The sequence below is a fragment of the Comamonas composti DSM 21721 genome, assembly GCF_000429845.1.
GTDB classification, from domain to species: domain Bacteria; phylum Pseudomonadota; class Gammaproteobacteria; order Burkholderiales; family Burkholderiaceae_C; genus Comamonas; species Comamonas composti.
The window spans coordinates 58,771-76,447 of record NZ_AUCQ01000016.1; the positions used below are offsets into that span (position 1 = coordinate 58,771).

The following is a 17,677-nucleotide window of genomic DNA, read 5'->3' on the forward strand; positions in this document are numbered from 1 at the left end:
ATCATAGGTCGGCCTAAGGGGTGTTTTTACGTGGCATGAATCAGGGAAACCAGCAGCCCTGGCGGTCCTGCGGCCTGCGGTATGGCCCGGCTCATGCGATCACCATCCACCAGGCCGTGAGCACCAGCAGCAGCGCCATGCAGCGGTTGAACCACAAAAGCCTGCGGCCCTGGGCCAGCCAGTTGCGCAGCAGCGCGCCCACGCCGGCATAGAGCAGATTGCTGAGAAAGGCATAGGCGGCCATCACGGGCAGGACCACGGCCAGGCGGGCCGGCAGATCATCCTTGCCCGCGATCCAGCCTGCGACGATGGACAAGGCCAGCATCCAGGCCTTGATGTTCACGAACTGCAGGCTCACGCCCTGCCAGAAGCCCACGCGCAGTTGCCCGGCCTGCAGCTCGGCCATCTGTGCGCTGGCGCTGAGCTTGCAGGCCATCCACATCAGGTAGGAGCAGCCCGCCATCTTGACCAGCCACAGCAGCGTGGGCACGGCCAGAAGGGCCGCGCCCACGCCGGCCGCGCTCAGGCCCAGCAGCAGGCACCAGCCCAGGGGCACGGCGCAGACAAAGCGCATGGCGCCCCCGAGGCCGTGGTTGGCCGCCAGGGCTGTGGACAGCGTGGTATTGGGCCCGGGGCTGAAACTCATCGAGGCTGCGAGCACCAGCAAGGCAGTGAATTCGGACAGTGGCATGGACAAAGAAATGGGCAGGAGTTGCAGCGCCTGAATGGCCGTGCATTCTCAATTCGCCAGCCGGTGAATATAAACCTTTGACCGGTACAGTAGCGCTACAGTTGATCTTGCAATTCCCGGATCTGTACTGCCCATCTCGCCGGTACAGCCGGACCGGCCTTGCCAGCCATTCCATGGACCCTGGTTTCTACCGCCATGTGGCCTAGCGCCTGGGCGAGCGTACTCGCATGCGGCTTTTGCCTGCGGGCTCACGCAGCGGATTTGGTGCAAAATCAGGCTGTAGCCCTGGTGGGACAAGCGCTTTCAGCTATCAAAACAGAGAATGAAGCGATTCCCCAGAGCGCGCGCATCAATGCCGCCATGCCGATGCCTGCGCAAACGCCTGGCCCAGGCCCGATCCTGCAGCACCGCCCGGGCGTGCGAGGCCGGCTGCCGCTTCGTCTCCGAGCCCGCAAGCATGTTCGGCAGGCAGGAGCGGCGTGGACACCAACCGCCTGGCCCAGCGCCTGCTGGGCGCAGGATGCGCACTTCTGGCAGGCGCGCGAGCGGGAGGTCAAGGTCATGGGGCAGGTGTGTAGTGCGGCGCCCGGAGGCGCTGGCTGAGGGTGGGGCGGCTTACGGCCATGAACCGACATAACTAGAGATCAAAATAGCCTGATGAAATTCGACACCCCCTTACACCCATGCAAGGCCTGCCCAGTGGTCATTCGAGGCGAAGGTGCTATCGAAATACTGGTATTCGAGCATCCCTTGGCAGGTCTGCAACTTGTCAAAGGCACGATTGAGCCGGGCGAACATTCCAGAGATGCTGCAGTGCGTGAATTACGTGAAGAAAGCGGGCTTAGCGCTTCGAAAGTCTTGGCAGATCTCGGAATATGGAGATCCGGCTATGAGAATCAGGTCTGGGCCTTTCATCTCTGTGATGCAGGCAGTCCACTTCAATCATGGACATATCGGACTAGCGATGATGGAGGGCATGACTTCAGGTTCTTTTGGTATCCGCTCTCGCAGCAGCCGAATGAAAAATGGCATTGGGTGTTCCAAGGCGCTCTGAAATACATCGCGGCCAAATTGCACGTGTCACAGTGCTAGCCGCTATGAACCAGATGGCCGTGTCAGGAGCAGGGAAAAAGCATGTGCCTCTAGAGTCACGACCTTTGTGGTCGGGCTTTTCTGTGCAGTGCCTGCAGAGTGACTGACCGCTTCGGGTCGAAAGCAGGCTCCCAAGCACAGCCGTTAACCATGCCAACTCTCGCCCATCGCCCATCGCCCATCGCTCACAGCGGAGAGTGGAGAGTGGAGAGTGGAGAGTGGAGAGCGGGGCTGGCCCTGATGGCCGGCTGATGGCGCTGTGAACAAGGCATGAAATTTCAGTGTTTCTGACCGAAAGCGCTTATCCATCAAGCGCTTCAAGCTATTAAAAACAAAGCGAGACGAAGGCTTTGTCAGGGCCATCGCACCTCATAACCCATGTCATCAAAGCCCACCCCTGCGGGGGAGGGGCAGGTGGGGGCAAGGGCTCGGGCTGGGGATTGAGATGCCATCGCCCTGAAAGGCTCTAAACCCTGACCAGGGTGCTCTTGCCGAACAGGCTCTCCAGCAGATCCACGACCAGCTCGGCCGTCTGGTTGCGCAGGTCCAGGGCAGGGTTGAGTTCGACCAGGTCCAGCGAGCCCAGGGCGCCGCTGTCGGCCAGCATCTCCATGCACAGCTGGGCTTCGCGGTAGCTGGGGCCGCCGCGCACGGGCGTGCCCGTGCCGGGGGCGATGTCGGGGTCGAGAAAGTCCACGTCAAAGCTCAGGTGCAGATGGGTGTTGCCGTCTTCCAGTCCTGCGAGGGCGCGGCGCATGACTTCGCGCATGCCCATCTCGTCGATGGCGCGCATGTCGTAGACCTCTACGCCCAGGCGGTGGAGCATGCGCTTTTCCTCGGGGTCCACGCTGCGCAGGCCGATCTGGCACAGCTGACTGGCCTCCAGGGCCGGGTTGCTGCTGCCCGAGAGCGCGACCAGGGAAGCCGGGCCCAGGCCGCAGAGGCTGGCCACGGGCATGCCGTGCAGATTGCCGCTGGGCGAGATGTCGGGGGTGTTGCAGTCGGCATGGGCGTCCAGCCAGAGCACGCGCAGCCTGCGGCCGTGGCTGCGGCAGTGCGCGGCCACGGCGCTGATCGAGCCCATGGCCAGGCAATGGTCTCCGCCCAGCATCATGGGTAGCTCGCCATCGGCCAGGGCCTGGGATACGGCGGCGTGCACGGCGCTCAGCCAGGACTGGGCCTGGGCCAGGTGGCGCAGTCCGTGCTCGGGTGGCTGCTGGGGGTTGGGCGGACCGGCAAGATTGCCGATGTCCCGGACCTTGCGGCCCAGGTGCATCAGGGCTGGGCCCAGGGAGGCGACGCGCAAGGCATCGGGTCCCATGGCGCTGCCCAGACGGCTGGCGCCTATGTCGGTTGGCACGCCTATGAGGCGCAGTGCTTGGGGCTGCTGTTTCGTCATGGCTTCATGGTAGGTGCTTGGCGGGGCCGTCGGGAATTGCTGCGGGTAGGAGAGGGCGGTCAGAGCGTGTCCACGATCTCCTCGCCTGCATGCCTGGCCTCGCGCAGCAGGCGGTAGAGGTCGCGCGGATCGCTCAGATGGGGCACGAGGGCCAGCTTGTCGAGCAGGCCGGATTCGCCCGCCAGCCGGTGCAGGTAGCGCAGTGTGGAGTAGTCCTCGATGGCAAAGCCCACGGAGTCGAAGAGCGTGATCTGCGCGGCGTCGCTGCGGCCCGGGGCCTGGCCGGTGATGACCTGCCACAGCTCGGTCACGGCAGCGTCGGCGGGCAGGAGCTGCAGCTCGCCTTCGATGCGTGTCTGCGGCGGGAACTCCACGAACAGCCGTGCGCGCTGGAGCAAGGCCAGCGGCAGCTCGGTCTTGCCCGGGCAGTCGCCGCCCACGGCATTGATGTGCGTGCTCGGGGCGATGTCGGTGTCGTGGATGACTTCGGCATGGCGCTTGGCGGCCGTGGCCGTGGTCACGATGTCGGCGCCCTGCACGGCCTGGCTGGCGCTGGTGCAGGCCAGGATCTGGGCGCGCTCAAGCCCTGCATGCAGCAGGTTGGCGGTGAGCTTGGCGAGTGCGGCGGGGTCGGGATCGAAGACGCGCAGCTCTTTTATGCCCAGCAGGCTGGTAAAGGCCAGGGCCTGGAACTCGGCTTGCGAGCCCGCGCCGATCAAGGCCATGGAGCGGCTGTCCGGCCGAGCCAGGTGATGCGCGGCCAGGGCCGAGGTGGCCGCCGTGCGCAGAGCCGTAGCCAGCGTGAGGTCGCAGAGAAAGCGCGGCATGCCCGTGGCCACGTCGGCCAGGCAGCCAAAGGCCATGACCGTGGGCAGGCCCCGGGCCGTGTTGCCGGGGTGGCCGTTCACGTATTTGAAAGCGTAGTCGCGGGCATTGGCCGTGGGCATGAGCTCGATCACGCCGCCCGGGGAGTGGCTGGCGACGCGTGCCGATTTCTCGAAATCCGGCCAGCGTGCAAAATCCTCGGACAAGGTGTCGAACAGGCCGCGCAGGCAGGTGGCCAGGCCCGTGCGGGCAATCAGCTGTGCGGTTTTTGGGGCGCTGAGAAAATCCGTGTGCCGATGCATTCTGTCTCCTCGAGGTGGGTCACGACGATGATCCCTGGCGAGCGGGCTGCGCGCCGGGGCCTGGGCCTCAATTTCGTGGAGCAAATCGCCGGGCAATCGTCACAGGAGTCGTCACGGGAATCGCCAAGGACTTATGCTCTGGCCCAGTCTATGAATCAACTGCAATTGTTTTTACCCTGCGCCGCCGGCGTGGAAGGTTTTCTGGCGGACGAAGTCCATGCCATCACGGGGCGCAGCGGCCATGATCTCATGGTTGGGCGCGGTGGTGTGTTACTGCGTGGCAGCTGGCGCGATGCCATGGGCCTGAACCTGCACAGCCGCCTCGCCCAGCGTGTGCTGGTGCAACTGTCGCAATCGCTTTACCGCAGCGAGAACGATCTCTACCGCGCGGCCGGCGAGGTGGCCTGGGAGATCTGGTTCTCCCCGCGCGAGAGCTTCAAGGTCGAGGTCACGGCCCAGCACAGCCCGCTGACCAGCCTCAACTTTGCGGCACTGCGCATCAAGGATGCGATCGCCGACCGCTTTCGTGCCAGGCGCGGCCAGCGTCCCGATGTGGAGACCCGTCACCCCGACGTGCGCATACATCTGCACCTGACCACGGACGAGGCCACGATCTATATCGACACTTCGGGCGAGGCCTTGTTCAAGCGCGGCTGGCGCGAGGACAAGGGCGATGCGCCGCTCAAGGAAACCCTGGCGGCGGCCATGATCGCGGCCACGGGCTGGGATCCGCATGGCGACAGCCCGCAGCCGCTCTACGACCCCTGCTGCGGCAGCGGCACCGTGGTGATCGAGGCTGCGCAGATCGCGCGCCGCATTCCGCCGGGCATGCTGCGGCGCTTTGCGTTCGAGCGGCTGGTGCCCTTCCAGAAGCATGTCTGGGAGGCCATGCTGGACGAGGCCGAGGAGCGCATCCTGGAGCACAGCCCCGTGGGCATCTACGGCTCGGACGTGTCGCACCGCATGGTCGACTTCGCCCAGCGCAACGCCGAGCGTGCGGGCGTGGGCAAGACCGTGCAGCTGCGCGGGGGCGATGCCTTGCAGCGCATGCCGCCCTGCGAGCAGCCGGGCCTGATGCTGCTCAACCCGCCCTATGGCGAGCGCATTGCGGCAGCAGGCACGGCCGGGCGCGACTCGCGCGAACGCATGGCCCAGGTCGAGCGCGCGGGCCGCGAAACCGCCCAGACCGAGGATGGCGTGGAGTTCTTCTCCCAGCTGGCCGCGCACTGGAAGAAGAACTACAGCGGCTGGAGCGGCTGGATGCTCACGCCCGACCTCAAGCTGCCCGGCAAGATGCGGCTCAAGGAGTCGCGGCGCACGCCCATGTGGAACGGCCCCATCGAATGCCGGCTGTTTTGCTTCGACATGATTCGCGGCGCTGTCAAGCCGCGCAAGGGCGAAGCGAGCGGGCCGGCCGGCGGCGATGGCGCATGAAGATCGTTCTGCGCTGGCCCGAGTGCAATGAAGGCTATGCGGGGCCGCTGCCGCGCCCCGTGGTGCTGGATACGAATGTGGTGCTGGACCTGCTGATCTTCGACGACCCGCATGTGCCGCCGATCCGCGAGCTGGTCGGCAGCGCCAGTCTGCGCTGGATTGCGGACCGGGAGCAGCGCATCGAACTGGAGCGCGTGCTCCACTACAGCCAGATCGCGCCGCGCGTGGCCTTCTATGGCAAGACGGCCGAGGGCGTGCTCGATGCCTTCGACGCGGCCGTGGAGTATGTGGATGCCGCGCCGCGCATACGCTTTGCGTGCACCGATCCCGACGACCAGCACTTTCTCGACCTCGCCAGCCAGCACCAGGCCGTGCTGGTCAGCAAGGACAAGGCCGTGCTCAAGCTGCGCAAGCGCGTCTCGGGCCTGGGGGCCTGCGTCGGTAATCTGCTGGTGATTTCCTGAGCTGGCATCTGCATGCCAGGCTCTCTCAAAAAGAGAGCTGCTAGCGCTTGCTATATATGGGTTTCAGATAGTTTTTGACCTGAAATCAATAGTTGACAAGCGCTAAGAGCTACTTTCTTCATAGCATCAACGTCAGCCTGAGCATGTCCTTGTGCTGCACCTCGCGCTCCCACAGCTGGGTTGTGTAGTGCTTGAGGAAGAAGTCGCGCTCTATGCCGGTCACGCGAAAGCCGGCGCGCTGATAGAACACCAACTGGTCGCCGAAGCTGCCCGTGCCCACCTCCAGGCGCGGCGCCTTTTGTTCGCGCGTCCAGGCAATGGCGTGCTGCAGCAGTGCCCCGCCTATGCCGTGGCTGTGCAGATGCGAAGCCACGGCAATGTTCATGAGCTCCCAGGGGCGGGGCGTGCCCGACTGCCCGGGCAGCGGGACGAGAACGCAAATCCCCAGAATGTCGCCGAGCTTGCCCGGCCGGGGCGCCTGCCGGTAGCGCGCGGCAAAGCAGGTGGAGCCGGGCAGATAGCCGCGCACCTTCTCGCGCGAGGGGTCGGCCGAGAGCAGCAGCGGCCAGGGCGCCTCCACGGGATTCAAGGAGGTGACATGCCAGGGTGCTAACGGGGCAGTGGGCGCATTCATGCCCCGATCATCCCATGGCTTGGACTTCAGGATGCGACAGGTGTTTGCGATTTCTGCAGTAGTGGTTTATACTTATCGTCAGGGTTTTTACTGATGGTGTTAACCCTTGTCATTTGCGGTAGACGAGATGCATGCCGCCAGTGCCTTTGTGTTGAGCATCTCAGAGGATATTCATCATGCGCCAGGCCATTCATTCGCTGATCGTGTTCATTCAAGAGGCCCGCCGCGCCGATCTTGAAGTCGCGAGCCAGTAAGCCAGTTCAGGGCACCCAGAGTGCCCCCGGATACCAGGCCCCAGGGTTTACAGCCCTGGGGCCTTTGTGTTTTCAAGGCCTGCAAACGGCTGCGGCGCCTGAGATCGTGAACACGTTCTCAGGGGGTGAGCAGCACATATGCCATGCGCACGCGCTGCAGATCGCGCCCCAGACGCCGGCTGGTGGGCAGGTGGCGCACCCAGGCCATGTTCTCCAGGGTGCGCTCCAGCAGCTGCCGGGTCCGGGGCTGCATATGCGCCACATGCTCCTGCCAGATGGCGCGCGCGGGCTGCATGGCCGTGCTTTGCTCAAGGAACAGAGCCGTGGAGTGCGCATAGCAAAGCACATCGCGCAGCTGGCACAGCTCCAGGGGCAGGTGCGCAGCAGGGTCGTCCTCGAAGTCGATGAAGCCTATCTCCCCGTCGGCACAGCAGACCATGTTGCGCGCAAAGGCCTGGCTCAGGCAGTCGCCGCTCGCATGCACCCGGGTCAGGGCCTCAAGGCCTTGGCGCCACAGGGCCAGCGTGGCTTGGGCGCCCCGGGGGATGGCGGCTTCTATGGCATTGCCCAGCGATTCGGTTTCGGCCCCGGGCGCGCCCAGGTGGCGCATCACAAAGCCGTCCTCGCAGGCGGCGAGCACCTGGGGCACGCGCAGGCCGTGGCTCGCGAGCTGCCGAAGACGGCGCACCTCGGTGGCCAGTGCCTGGCGCCCGCCGGGGTTGGGCACGGGCTTGAGCATGGGCGCGCGCAGCAGGCGCGCCAGCCCATCGAGGCAGCGATAGCGCCAGGCGGGGTTGCCGGCGCTGGCGCGCTTGATCCACAGCACCTCGTCGCCGAAGTCGTAGCGCTGGATGTTGTGCTGTTGCCGCGTCAGCTGCTCATGCAAAAAGGCGTTGTAGTCCTTGCTGCCCGCAGCGGCTGCCGCAGGGGAAGGGGCTGGGTCTGTAGGCAGGGCGTTGCTGGAGGACGGCAGGGTAGTCACGGCGGGCAGTCTGGGCAGATGGTTCGGGGTCACGCATCTGCGCGAGAAACCCCGGATTGTGCCGTGCCCGCAGAGGCCTCGTCCGAAGACGTGCTGCGAGGGCGTGCCGAAGGGCGCAGTGCCGGTGTCTGCGTTGGCGTGAAGCTGTGGGCGCTGGCCAGAGGCCAGTAGTCGCGGAACACCTTGTGCTGATCGTCGAGTGCGCCCAGCAGGGCGCCGGCCTCCACGTTCAGGATCTGGTTGGACAGCTGGCTGACCTGGTTGTCATCCGTGCGCCGCACGATGTGGTGGGCCGTGATCTGGCCCGGGTGCTCCAGCCCTGCGGCCTGCACCAGCTCCTGCAGCGCGTGCAAGGTGTTGCGGTGAAAGTTGGCCACGCGCGTGGCCTTGTCGGCCACGACCAGGGCTTTCTGGCGCTGCGGATCCTGGGTGGCCACTCCTGTGGGGCAGTGGCCCGTGTGGCAGCTCTGGGCCTGGATGCAGCCCAGGGCCATCATGAAGCCGCGTCCCGCATTGCACCAGTCGGCGCCCAGGGCCATCATGCGTGCGATGTCGAAGGCCGTGACCACTTTGCCGGCTGCGCCCAGGCGTATGCGTTCGCGCAGGTTCACGCCGACCAGCGTGTTGTGCACCAGCAGCAGGCCTTCCTGCAGCGGTACGCCCACATGGTCGGTGAACTCCAGCGGGGCGGCGCCCGTGCCGCCTTCGGCGCCGTCGACGACGATGAAGTCGGGTGTGACGTTGGTCTCCAGCATGGCCTTGACGATGGCAAACCACTCCCAGGGATGGCCCAGGCAGAACTTGAAGCCCACGGGCTTGCCGCCCGAAAGACGGCGCAGCCTGGCGACGAAGTGCATCATCGCCAGCGGCGTGGAGAACGCGCTGTGGCTGGACGGCGAGATGCAGTCCACGCCCATGGGCACGCCGCGGGCGGCGGCGATCTCGGGCGTGACCTTGGCGCCCGGCAGGACGCCGCCATGGCCGGGCTTGGCGCCCTGGCTGAGCTTGATCTCTATCATCTTGACCTGCGGGGCGCAGGCGTTGGCCACGAAGCGCTCCTCGCTGAACGTGCCGTCCTCGTTGCGGCAGCCGAAATAGCCGGAGCCGATCTCCCAGATCAGGTCGCCGCCATGCACGCGGTGATGCGCGGAGATCGAGCCTTCGCCCGTGTCGTGCATGAAGCCTCCCATCTTCGCGCCCTGGTTGAGCGAGAGGATGGCGTTCGCCGACAGCGCGCCAAAGCTCATGGCCGAGATGTTGAAGATGCTGGCCTGGTAGGGCTGGGTGCAGGGCTCGGCCGAGGGCGAGGGCGCATCGGGCGTGCCGCCGATCCAGACGCGAAAATCATGCGAGGCCAGATGCGTGGGCTGCATGGAGTGGTTCACCCACTCATAGCCATGGGCACTCACGTCGAGCAGCGTGCCGAAGGGCCGGTTGTCGGGCTCGCCCTTGGCACGCTGGTAGATCAGCGAGCGCTGGGCGCGTGAAAACGGCGTGGCCTCGTTGTCGGATTCGATGAAGTACTGGCGTATCTCGGGGCGTATGAACTCCAGGGCGAAGCGCATATGTCCGAGCAGCGGATAGTTGCGCAGCACTGCATGCCGGGTCTGGCGCATGTCCCAAAGCCCCAGCAGCAAGAGCGCCGAGAACAGCAGCAGCCACCAGGTGGCTCCGGGGCGGGCACCCAGCAGGCCGGACAGCGACAGCAGCCAGCCCAGTGCGCACAAAACCAGGGTGCTGTAACGAATGGGAAAGCTCTGGGACAGGCGCAATAACATCCAAACTCCTAATACCTTGAGCGCGGTCGGCAAGCACGGGACCGCTAAACTTTGAGCCTTGGCGCAAACAGCTCCCGGCTGGCGCTCACTGTCTCGCTGATTGATTTTCAAGCGAGGCCATCATAAAAGCTTTGATCATGCAAGACCCGACCCCCTGCGAGCTACCCGACAACAGCGCCCTGAATGCACAGCGGCTGGACGAGCTCGACGACATGCTGGACGAGCTGCGCACGCGCGGCGATGAAATCCCCCAGTGGGAGTTCTGCGACGGCTTTCTCACGGCCCTGGTCTGCATGCGCCGCGAAGTGCCCGTGGCCGAATGGCTGCCCATGCTGCTCGGCGACGGCGGGCTGCTGGAGGCCACCCCGGGGCAGAGCCTGCCTCTGCTCGAGGTCTTCAAGGAGCAGGCCCAGCAGGACCGCTTTCTGGAGCTGTTCACGCTGCGCATGGACGAGGTGCGCAAGCAGCTCGACCAGGACGTGCAGACGCTTGACGACGAGCGCTGCTTCCAGCCCGAGGCCATGGACATGCGCGGCGCCATGCTGACCCTGCCCGAGGCCGAGCAGGCCGAAGTCGAGGGCGAGGTCCCCTCGTTTGGCCAGATCTGGGCGCTGGGCTTCATGTTCGCCGTGGAAAACTGGCCCGAGGAATGGGCCGCGCCGCGCGACAAGGAGGCTGCAGGCTGGATAGACGACTCCCTCAACGCCATCGTGGCCTTGACCGAGGACGACACGGGCAAGCCCGAGATCTGCATGTACGAGGACGGCGGCCCCGCAAGCACCAGCCATGATCGCCTGGAGCGCTTTGGCGAAGCCATATGGGCGGTCTATGACCTGCGCCAGATCTGGAAAAGCCTGGGGCCGCGCCAGGAAACCATCGTCAAGGGCGACCAGCCCGGGCGCAATGATGCCTGCTCCTGCGGCAGCGGCAAGAAATTCAAGAGGTGCTGCGGGGGGTGACGCCTCCCCGAGTCGCGGCCCCAGGCCGCCGACCCGGACTCTGGGCTCTGCCTGCTTTGGCGCGTGAACACGCTTTTGATGCTGCGCACTTGGCTATACTCCCTCGCCCCTTCGGCTAGGGGGCGGCCCGGCCGGGCATGGGGGATTTGATGCCCTGGCCCGGTCTCTTGTCCGTTGCCTTGCGAGGGAGCACCGTCAAGGCACCGTGCGTTGATCACAGGTGGAGAACGTCATGCCGCACATAGGTGAACGTATTCGCAAGCGCCGCGCCGAGCTGGCGCTGACTCAGGGGCGCTTGGCCGAGGCTGCGGGGATTACTCCCTCGGCGGTTTCGCAGATCGAGTCGGGTGCGATACGCACGCTCAAGAGCGACACCTTGTCGCGCGTGGCCCTGGCCTTGCAGACCACGGCCCTGGAGCTCACGGCGGGGCTGGCCGGCGACAACGCCCCCTTGCCTGTGGATGAGCAAAGGATTCTTGAGGCGTACCGGGCCTTGCCCGAGCCGCTCAAGGATGTTGCGCTGAGGCTGCTCAAGGCCTTGAAGTGAGCCTGTGCCCCTGGGCACCTGCGCCTACCGGGCTTCAAGCAGCACAATGAGCCGCGTGAGCGCATGCACGACCGTGGCCTCGCGCACGGCGGCGCGGTCGCCCGCAAAAAGCATGGATTCGGTGTGGGTGGTGCGTCCCAGGCTCCAGCCGAACCAGACCGTGCCCACGGGCTTTTGCGCACTGCCTCCGCCAGGGCCGGCCACGCCGGTGACGGCGAGGGCGCACTGGGCCTGCGAATGCGCAACAGCGCCCTGGGCCATGGCGCGGGCCACGGGCTCGCTGACGGCGCCATGTGTGGCGATCAGGTTCTGGGGCACGCCCAGCAGCTCGTGCTTGGCGGCGTTGGAGTAACTCACGAAGCCGCGCTCGAACCATTCGCTGGAGCCTGCGAGATCGGTGCAGGCTGCGGCAATCATGCCGCCGGTGCAGCTTTCGGCCGTGGCCAGCATCTGGCTGCGGCGGGTGAGCAGGCCGGCCAGTGTCTGCACCAGCCCGGCCGTGGATGCGTGCAAGCTGTTCATGCCTGTCGCCTCAGAAGTGGCGCCACAGCGCAATCACCAGCAGCGTGCAGAACGCGGCCACCAGGTCGTCGAACATGATGCCCCAGCCGCCGCGCCAGCCAAAGCCCTTGAAGCTGCGGTCGGCCCAGCGCACGGGCTGGGGCTTGACGGCATCGAAGAAGCGAAACAGCGCAAAGGCTGCGAGCTGGCCCCAAAAGCCCGTGGGCATGACCAGCCACAGCACCAGCCAGAAGGCCACGATCTCGTCCCAGACCACGCTGCCCGGATCGGCCACGCGCATGTGGCGCGCCGTGAGCGTGCAGGCCCACCAGCCCAGCGGTATGGCGCCGGCGATCAGCATGCCGATCTGCTGAGCCGAAAACCAGTGCTGCAAGAGCAGGTACGAGGCCCAGGCCCAGAGCGTGCCCACGGTGCCCGGTGCGATGCGCGGCAGGCCCGAACCCAGGCCCATGGCGATGAAGTGCGCGGGATGGCGCATCATGAATTCCAGCGAGGGGCGCTGCGGCGCCTGGGCCTGGCTGGAGCCGAAGGCAAAAGAGCCCGGTTCCCCGGGCTGCGATGGGGCGTTGTGCATCACCGAATGATAAGCGCGCCCCGGGGGAGGAGATGACGAGGGTTACTGTCTTTCATCCACGGCCAGATCGTCGGGGTGGCGTATCTGGTGGCGCGCCTCGAAGCTGGCGCTGGCGCCTGCGGCCAGGCTCTGCTGCCAGGCGAGCATGCCGTTTTGCTCGCCAAAGCGCAGGGTCGCGGGCTCGGGGCTGTACTGGGATTGCACGCGGATCTTGTCGTTGCGCGAGACCGGGGCCGCATCCACGACCTGCAGTTCGATGGCGCGGTCATGGCGGTTCTCGACCTGGTAGCGGCGCGTGATCTGGCGCTCGCTGCTCGAGCCCAGAAGCCCCTTGCTTTCCGTGGCCGAGTCTGCAGGCAGATTGCGCACCACGACCTTGTCATCACGGCCGAAGGACAGGCCGTTGGCGATCTCCTTGGCATCGCCGAAGTCCAGCCGGCCCCGGCCCACGAAGGCGTTGTCGCGGAACAGGGCCACGATGCCCGCCGGCCATACGCCGGCAGGCGCAGAGAGCTGGGCCACGAGGTAGGCCGCTTCTTCGGCATGGGGGGCCGTGCGGGTGAGCAGCTTGGCCTGCAGGTTCTGCGAGCCCAGCGACAGGGTCATGCGCTCGCTGCTGGTGGGCACGCTGATCTTGTAGGGCACGGAGAACTGCGTGGCATAAGCGGTTTCCAGGCTGGAGACATCGAGCTCGGGCAGGCCGGGAGCGCTGGAGCGGGCCTTGGCGCTGGCGCGCATTTCCACCATCGGCGCAGGGGCCGGGGCTGAGGCCATGGCGACCGCGCGAGGGCGCTCCACGTCCAGCGTCCAGAGTCTGGGCAGGCGGCCCTGGGTGGCGCGCGTGGGCTGGCCCGTGGACAGCAGCAGTTGCACCTGGCTCCAGTCTTCGCCGCTGGCCTGGGTGACCAGGGCCTGGCGTTCGAGCACGATCTGGTTCTTGGCGCTGTCCAGCTGGGCACGGTAAATCGGCTGCCAGCTCGGGCCGCGCACCTGGTAGGCCAGGCGGACCTGGGCCGGGGCATGGGTGGCCAGTTGCAGCGTGAGCTTCATGACCTGGCTGCTCTCGTCGCCCGTGCGCTCGCGCTCGACCAGCAAGGGCTTGAGCTCTTCCTGCAAGGCCTCTTTCTCGCGCAGCGTCTGGTGGGCGCGCAGGGCGTTGCCGCGGCTGCTGGCGCGCAAGGCCTCGACCGTGGGGCTGATCTGGGTGGCGGCCGGCGCGCTTTTCCCTTCTTCGGAGGGGTGGGCCAGGGCTTTCAGATAGTCATTCACAAGCCTGGCGGCGGCTTCGTCGGCATTCAGGGCTGCGAGCTTGTCCTCAAGGCTGCGAATCTTCTGCTCCAGCGGGCTGGTACAGGCCTTGGAGGCCAGGTCGCGCGTCTGCAGCTGCACCTTGTAGTCGCCCAGGCGCACACCGGCATCGGCCGACAGTTGCAGACTTTGCTGGTCCAGCGAGGCGGGCAGGCAGTCGATGACCAGCTGGCGCGTGCCGGCTTCCACGCGTGCCACGCGCTCCACTGCGGCCACGCCCGGATAAAGGGTGACGCGTGCAATCGGGGCGCTGGCGCCGGCCAGGGTCTGGGTCGCGCCTTCCTGGGCCAGGGCCGAAAGACCTGTGGCGGCGAGCAGGGCGAGAGTAAGAGGTGTTTTCAAAGCCATATGCAGTGCGTTGTGGTGAATGGGCTTGCGGCCCAGGGCGCCAGCCTGTGCGGGCCGCCGCTATCTTGCCGCAAAGTGATCGTAGGAGGCCCAGCGTTCTGTGAGCATGTTGCCATCGGGCCCGAGCAGCCTGAGCCCGTGCCGGGCCTCGATGCTGCCTATGCAGGTGACTGCGGTGGCGCTGGCGCGGCCCGCCGCCTGCACGGCCTCGCGCCTGTCGGGCGGTGCGGTAAAGCACAGCTCGTAGTCGTCGCCGCCGGCCAGCGTGGCTTGCCGCAGCAGCTCTGGCGGCAGCGCATCCAGGCCGGGCAGGGACGAGGCCAGCAGGGCCGTGGTGTGGCGTGTGTCGATGCGTGCGCCCACGCGGGATTGTTCGAGGATATGACCGAGGTCGCCCAAGAGGCCGTCGCTCAGGTCCAGCGCGCTGCTTGCAATGCCGCGCAAGGCCTGGCCCAGGGCCAGGCGCGGCGTGGGCGCTTCCAGCCGAGCCTGGAGCGCGCCCAGCAAGGCGGGCGGCAAGCAGAGCTGGCCCTGCAGGGCTTCGAGCGCGAGGCGTGCCTGGCCCGGGCAGCCGCTGACCCAGAGGTCGTCGCCCGCATGCGCGCCGCTGCGCAGCAGGGCCTGGCCTGCGGGCACTTCACCGAACACGGTGATGCAGAGGTTGAGCGGTCCCCGGGTGGTGTCGCCGCCGATGAGCTCGCAGTCGTGGGCGTCGGCCAGGGCCAGCAGGCCCCGGGCGAATTCGCCAAGCCAGGCCTCGTCGGCCCCGGGCAGGGCCAGGGCCAGCGTAAAGCCCAGGGGCCGGGCACCGCAGGCCGCGAGGTCGGACAGGTTCACGGCCAGGGCCTTGTGGCCCAGGCGGCGCGCATCCGTGTCCGCAAAAAAATGCCGGCCCTCGACCAGCATGTCCGTGGACACGGCCAGCTGCATGCCGGGCGCGGGCGCCAGCAGCGCGCAGTCATCGCCGACGCCGAGCACGGCACGGCGTGCGGGGCGCTGGAAGAAGCGGCGTATGAGCTCGAACTCACCCATGGAGAACTATCAAAAAAGAAGCTGCTAGCGCTTGGTATGTATGGATTTCATGCCAGATTCAGTTTGAAATCCAGTATTGACAAGCGGTAGCAGCTATTGTTTTAGTTAGCCCCTTCCTCAAGGGGCGAAGAACCAGGCTGGGGGCGGCTTCATGCTGCCACGCCTCTGAATCTCAGGGCCGCCTGGCGCGAGACCTCGGCCAGCAGGCGCTCATTGCGCTGGCGCTCGCGCAGCCAGCGCGCGTCGTTGCTGCCTGCGGCCACATCGCTGCGCAGCAGGTGCAGGGCCGGGGCTGCGCCGTGGCGGGCAGCGTGGTCGGCCACGGCATCCATGGTCTGCAGAATGTGCTCGGTCAGCGGCATGTGCTGGCCCGTGGCCGGGTCCACGTAGACCGCGTCCAGGCCGAAGCGGCAGGCCTGGAAGCGGTTGTAGGTGTAGACCAGATAGTCGTCCTCGCTGGGCATGAAGGGCTGGGTGTCCATGAACCAGGCGGCCAGCGACTGCACATAGCCGGCCAGCGCGGCGGCGCGCTCCACGGTCAGCGGCGTGTCGAAGACGCGGATCTCGATGGTGCCGTACTCGGGCTTGGGGCGTATGTCCCAATAGAAGTCCTTCATGCTTCTGACCACGCCGGTGCGCGTCATCTTCTCGAAGTACTGCTCGAACTCGCTCCAGCGCAGCACGCAGGGCGCGCGGCCCGACAGCGGGAATGCGAACACCGAGTTCAGGCGCGCCGAGTCGAAAGCCGTGTCCTGCCCCTGCACATAGGGGCTGGAGGCCGACAGCGCGATGAAGTGCGGGATGAAGCGGCTCATGCGGTGCAGCATGAGCAGGGCCGCATCCGGGTCGGGACAGCCTATGTGTACGTGCTGGCCGAAGATGGTGAACTGCTTGGACAGATAGCCGTAGAGCTGGGACAGCTCCTGAAAGCGCGGCTTGTCGTAGATGCGCCGTTCGTGCCACTGCTGGAACGGGTGCGTGCCGCCGCCGACCACGGCGATGTTGAGCTTGTCCGCGCTCCTGACCAGGGCATCGCGTATCTGGCTGAGCTGGCCCAGCACCTCCGAGGCCGAGCGGCAGACGCTGGTCGAGATCTCGATCATGCTGTTCGTCATCTCGGGCACCACGCTGCCGGGCAGGGGGGTCTTGAGCATCAGGCGCAGCATGTCCTCGGCATAGGGCGCGAGGTCGTAGTCATGGGTGTTGACCAGCTGCAGCTCCAGCTCCACGCCCAGGGTCAGGGGTTCGGATGCATTGAAGGCCTCAAGACTCACTGTCGTCTCCTCGGTTCGCGTTGCGGCTCAGCGGGCGCCAGGGCATGGCGCTTTCTCCCGCGCGGTAGATGGCTGCCGTGGCCATGGCAGCGCCCAGCACCTCCATGACGAGAATCGTGGGCAGGGCCATGGCCGAGATCTGGCCACCCAGATCCGGGGCCGCTGCCACGAGCTGCGAGGCGATCAGCAAGGCCACCGAGGACATGGGCGCCATGGCGCAGCCCACCCACAGTGCCTGCTTCCAGTTGGCGCCCGTGCCCACATTGCCCGCAGCCACGCCCAGGGTCTTGGCGACCAGGCGCACGACGATCAGTGCGGCCACGGCGCCGATCACGGGGCCGCTCCAGTCGGCCTGGGCCGCCACGGTGGAGACCATGACGAACATCAGCAGGGTCAGCAAGGAGGCGGCCGAGCCCAGCTGGCGCGGCCAGGCCCAGGGCCGGGGATTGAAGTGCTTGAGCAGGATGCCGCCCAGCAGTGCCGCCAGCGGTGCCGAGCCGCCGAGGTAAGAAGTCAGCGGCACGCTGGCCGAGATCAGGGCCAGGATCAGAAACGAGGTGTTCTCGCTGGCCGGGCTCATGAAGCGCAGGGCCAGGCGTATCAGGGCTGCGAGCACCAGGGCTACGGCGATGGACACGCCCAGCACCACGAAGACCGGCGTGATCAGGGCCCAGAAGCCCTGTGTGGCCCGTGGCAGCATGCCGGCCTGGGCAGCGCCCAGAGCCAGGGCGTACAAAGTGGACAGCGTGGCCAGCACCAGGCCGCGATCGGTCACCGGGCCTGCGGCGCGCATGTCGCTGACGATGCGCGTGAGCACCAGGGGCGAGGCGGCCATGGCCACCAGCGCCAGGGAAGAGGCCACGGGCGCTGCGACATCGAGCCAGCGCAGCGCCTGCCAGGCCAGTGCATAGGTCAGGGCCGACTCGGCCAGGCTTTGCACCAGCACCATGGGGTTGTGGCGGAACCAGCGCAGCGTGATGCGCCCGCCGCATTCGAACAGCACAATGCCCACGCCCAGCTCCAGCAGGAACAGCCCTGTTCCCTGCAGCGGCCAGGCGGTGTTGGCTCCAAAACCGATCAGGCCGGCAATGCCGCCGACCAGGGAGTAACCAACCACCTTGGGCAGGGCTGCATGGCGCTGGCACGCATAGCCGACCATGGTCGCCAGGGCCAGCAGCAAGGACCATTGCACCGTGGCCAGGCCCGCCGAAGGGCGCAGCCAGGGATCCCAGAAGCTCAGCATCTCACTCATAAGCAT

The 17,677-nt window shown here is 66.5% G+C and carries 16 protein-coding genes and 1 pseudogene; 5 read left to right on the forward strand and 12 right to left on the reverse strand.

Going from position 1 to position 17,677, the window contains the following annotated elements; translation table 11 throughout:
• Positions 1 to 91: 91 nt before the first annotated feature.
• Positions 92 to 691: a LysE family translocator gene (locus G486_RS0111400; RefSeq protein WP_027015651.1), complete on the reverse strand. Its 600-nt coding sequence runs from the start codon at positions 689 to 691 to the stop codon at positions 92 to 94.
• A 657-nt stretch (positions 692 to 1,348) separates the two neighbouring features.
• On the opposite strand from G486_RS0111400, the gene G486_RS23565 reads away from it, so the two are divergent.
• Positions 1,349 to 1,783: an NUDIX hydrolase gene (locus G486_RS23565; RefSeq protein ID WP_084455223.1), complete on the forward strand. Its 435-nt coding sequence runs from the start codon at positions 1,349 to 1,351 to the stop codon at positions 1,781 to 1,783.
• Positions 1,784 to 2,249: 466 nt separating this feature from the next.
• On the opposite strand, the gene rocF is transcribed toward G486_RS23565, so the two are convergent.
• Positions 2,250 to 3,182, reverse strand: a complete 933-nt coding sequence (gene rocF, locus G486_RS0111415) for an arginase (RefSeq protein ID WP_027015653.1) — start codon at positions 3,180 to 3,182, stop codon at positions 2,250 to 2,252.
• A gap of 59 nt (positions 3,183 to 3,241) precedes the next feature.
• Positions 3,242 to 4,309, reverse strand: a complete 1,068-nt coding sequence (locus tag G486_RS22145) for an ornithine cyclodeaminase (RefSeq protein WP_051303437.1) — start codon at positions 4,307 to 4,309, stop codon at positions 3,242 to 3,244.
• Between the two features lie 150 nt (positions 4,310 to 4,459).
• On the opposite strand from G486_RS22145, the pseudogene G486_RS0111425 reads away from it, so the two are divergent.
• Together G486_RS0111425 and G486_RS0111430 are read left to right on the forward strand one after the other, a co-directional pair.
• Positions 4,460 to 5,419: pseudogene (locus tag G486_RS0111425) on the forward strand (THUMP domain-containing class I SAM-dependent RNA methyltransferase); the annotation flags it as partial.
• Between the two features lie 320 nt (positions 5,420 to 5,739).
• Positions 5,740 to 6,207 carry a putative toxin-antitoxin system toxin component, PIN family gene (locus G486_RS0111430; protein ID WP_027015655.1) on the forward strand — a complete coding sequence of 156 codons (468 nt, stop codon included), beginning with the start codon at positions 5,740 to 5,742 and terminating at the stop codon, positions 6,205 to 6,207.
• A 118-nt stretch (positions 6,208 to 6,325) separates the two neighbouring features.
• Here the strand turns inward: G486_RS0111430 and G486_RS0111435 are convergent, their stop codons facing one another.
• From G486_RS0111435 to G486_RS0111445, 3 genes are all read right to left on the reverse strand, one after another.
• Positions 6,326 to 6,841: a GNAT family N-acetyltransferase gene (locus tag G486_RS0111435; RefSeq protein ID WP_027015656.1), complete on the reverse strand. Its 516-nt coding sequence runs from the start codon at positions 6,839 to 6,841 to the stop codon at positions 6,326 to 6,328.
• Between the two features lie 372 nt (positions 6,842 to 7,213).
• Positions 7,214 to 8,047: a BUD32 family EKC/KEOPS complex subunit gene (locus G486_RS0111440; RefSeq protein ID WP_027015657.1), complete on the reverse strand. Its 834-nt coding sequence runs from the start codon at positions 8,045 to 8,047 to the stop codon at positions 7,214 to 7,216.
• A 59-nt stretch (positions 8,048 to 8,106) separates the two neighbouring features.
• Entirely contained in the window at positions 8,107 to 9,855 is a 1,749-nt protein-coding gene (locus G486_RS0111445) for an FMN-binding glutamate synthase family protein (RefSeq protein ID WP_027015658.1), read from the reverse strand.
• Between the two features lie 137 nt (positions 9,856 to 9,992).
• On the opposite strand from G486_RS0111445, the gene G486_RS0111450 reads away from it, so the two are divergent.
• Both G486_RS0111450 and G486_RS0111455 read left to right on the forward strand, forming a co-directional pair.
• Positions 9,993 to 10,814, forward strand: a complete 822-nt coding sequence (locus G486_RS0111450) for a YecA/YgfB family protein (protein ID WP_027015659.1) — start codon at positions 9,993 to 9,995, stop codon at positions 10,812 to 10,814.
• 232 nt (positions 10,815 to 11,046) lie between these two features.
• Complete coding sequence (locus G486_RS0111455) at positions 11,047 to 11,361, forward strand: helix-turn-helix domain-containing protein (protein WP_027015660.1); 315 nt, start codon at positions 11,047 to 11,049, stop codon at positions 11,359 to 11,361.
• Between the two features lie 24 nt (positions 11,362 to 11,385).
• Here G486_RS0111455 and G486_RS0111460 read toward each other — a convergent pair whose 3' ends face one another.
• The 6 genes from G486_RS0111460 to G486_RS0111485 form a co-directional block, all read right to left on the reverse strand.
• Positions 11,386 to 11,883, reverse strand: a complete 498-nt coding sequence (locus G486_RS0111460; protein ID WP_034387397.1) for a CinA family protein — start codon at positions 11,881 to 11,883, stop codon at positions 11,386 to 11,388.
• A gap of 10 nt (positions 11,884 to 11,893) precedes the next feature.
• A complete protein-coding gene (locus G486_RS0111465) occupies positions 11,894 to 12,364 on the reverse strand; it encodes a phosphatidylglycerophosphatase A family protein (RefSeq protein ID WP_245587301.1) in 471 nt (156 codons plus the stop codon).
• A gap of 135 nt (positions 12,365 to 12,499) precedes the next feature.
• Positions 12,500 to 14,113 (reverse strand): DUF4139 domain-containing protein, encoded by a 1,614-nt coding sequence (locus tag G486_RS0111470; protein ID WP_027015663.1) that lies wholly within the window; start codon positions 14,111 to 14,113, stop codon positions 12,500 to 12,502.
• A 60-nt stretch (positions 14,114 to 14,173) separates the two neighbouring features.
• On the reverse strand, positions 14,174 to 15,145 hold the full coding sequence (gene thiL / locus G486_RS0111475; protein WP_027015664.1) for a thiamine-phosphate kinase: 972 nt from the start codon (positions 15,143 to 15,145) through the stop codon (positions 14,174 to 14,176).
• Between the two features lie 149 nt (positions 15,146 to 15,294).
• Entirely contained in the window at positions 15,295 to 16,419 is a 1,125-nt protein-coding gene (locus G486_RS0111480) for a YbdK family carboxylate-amine ligase (protein ID WP_027015665.1), read from the reverse strand.
• A complete protein-coding gene (locus tag G486_RS0111485) occupies positions 16,409 to 17,671 on the reverse strand; it encodes a cation:proton antiporter (protein WP_027015666.1) in 1,263 nt (420 codons plus the stop codon). Before G486_RS0111485 ends, G486_RS0111480 begins: the two co-directional genes overlap by 11 nt.
• Positions 17,672 to 17,677: the final 6 nt, after the last annotated feature.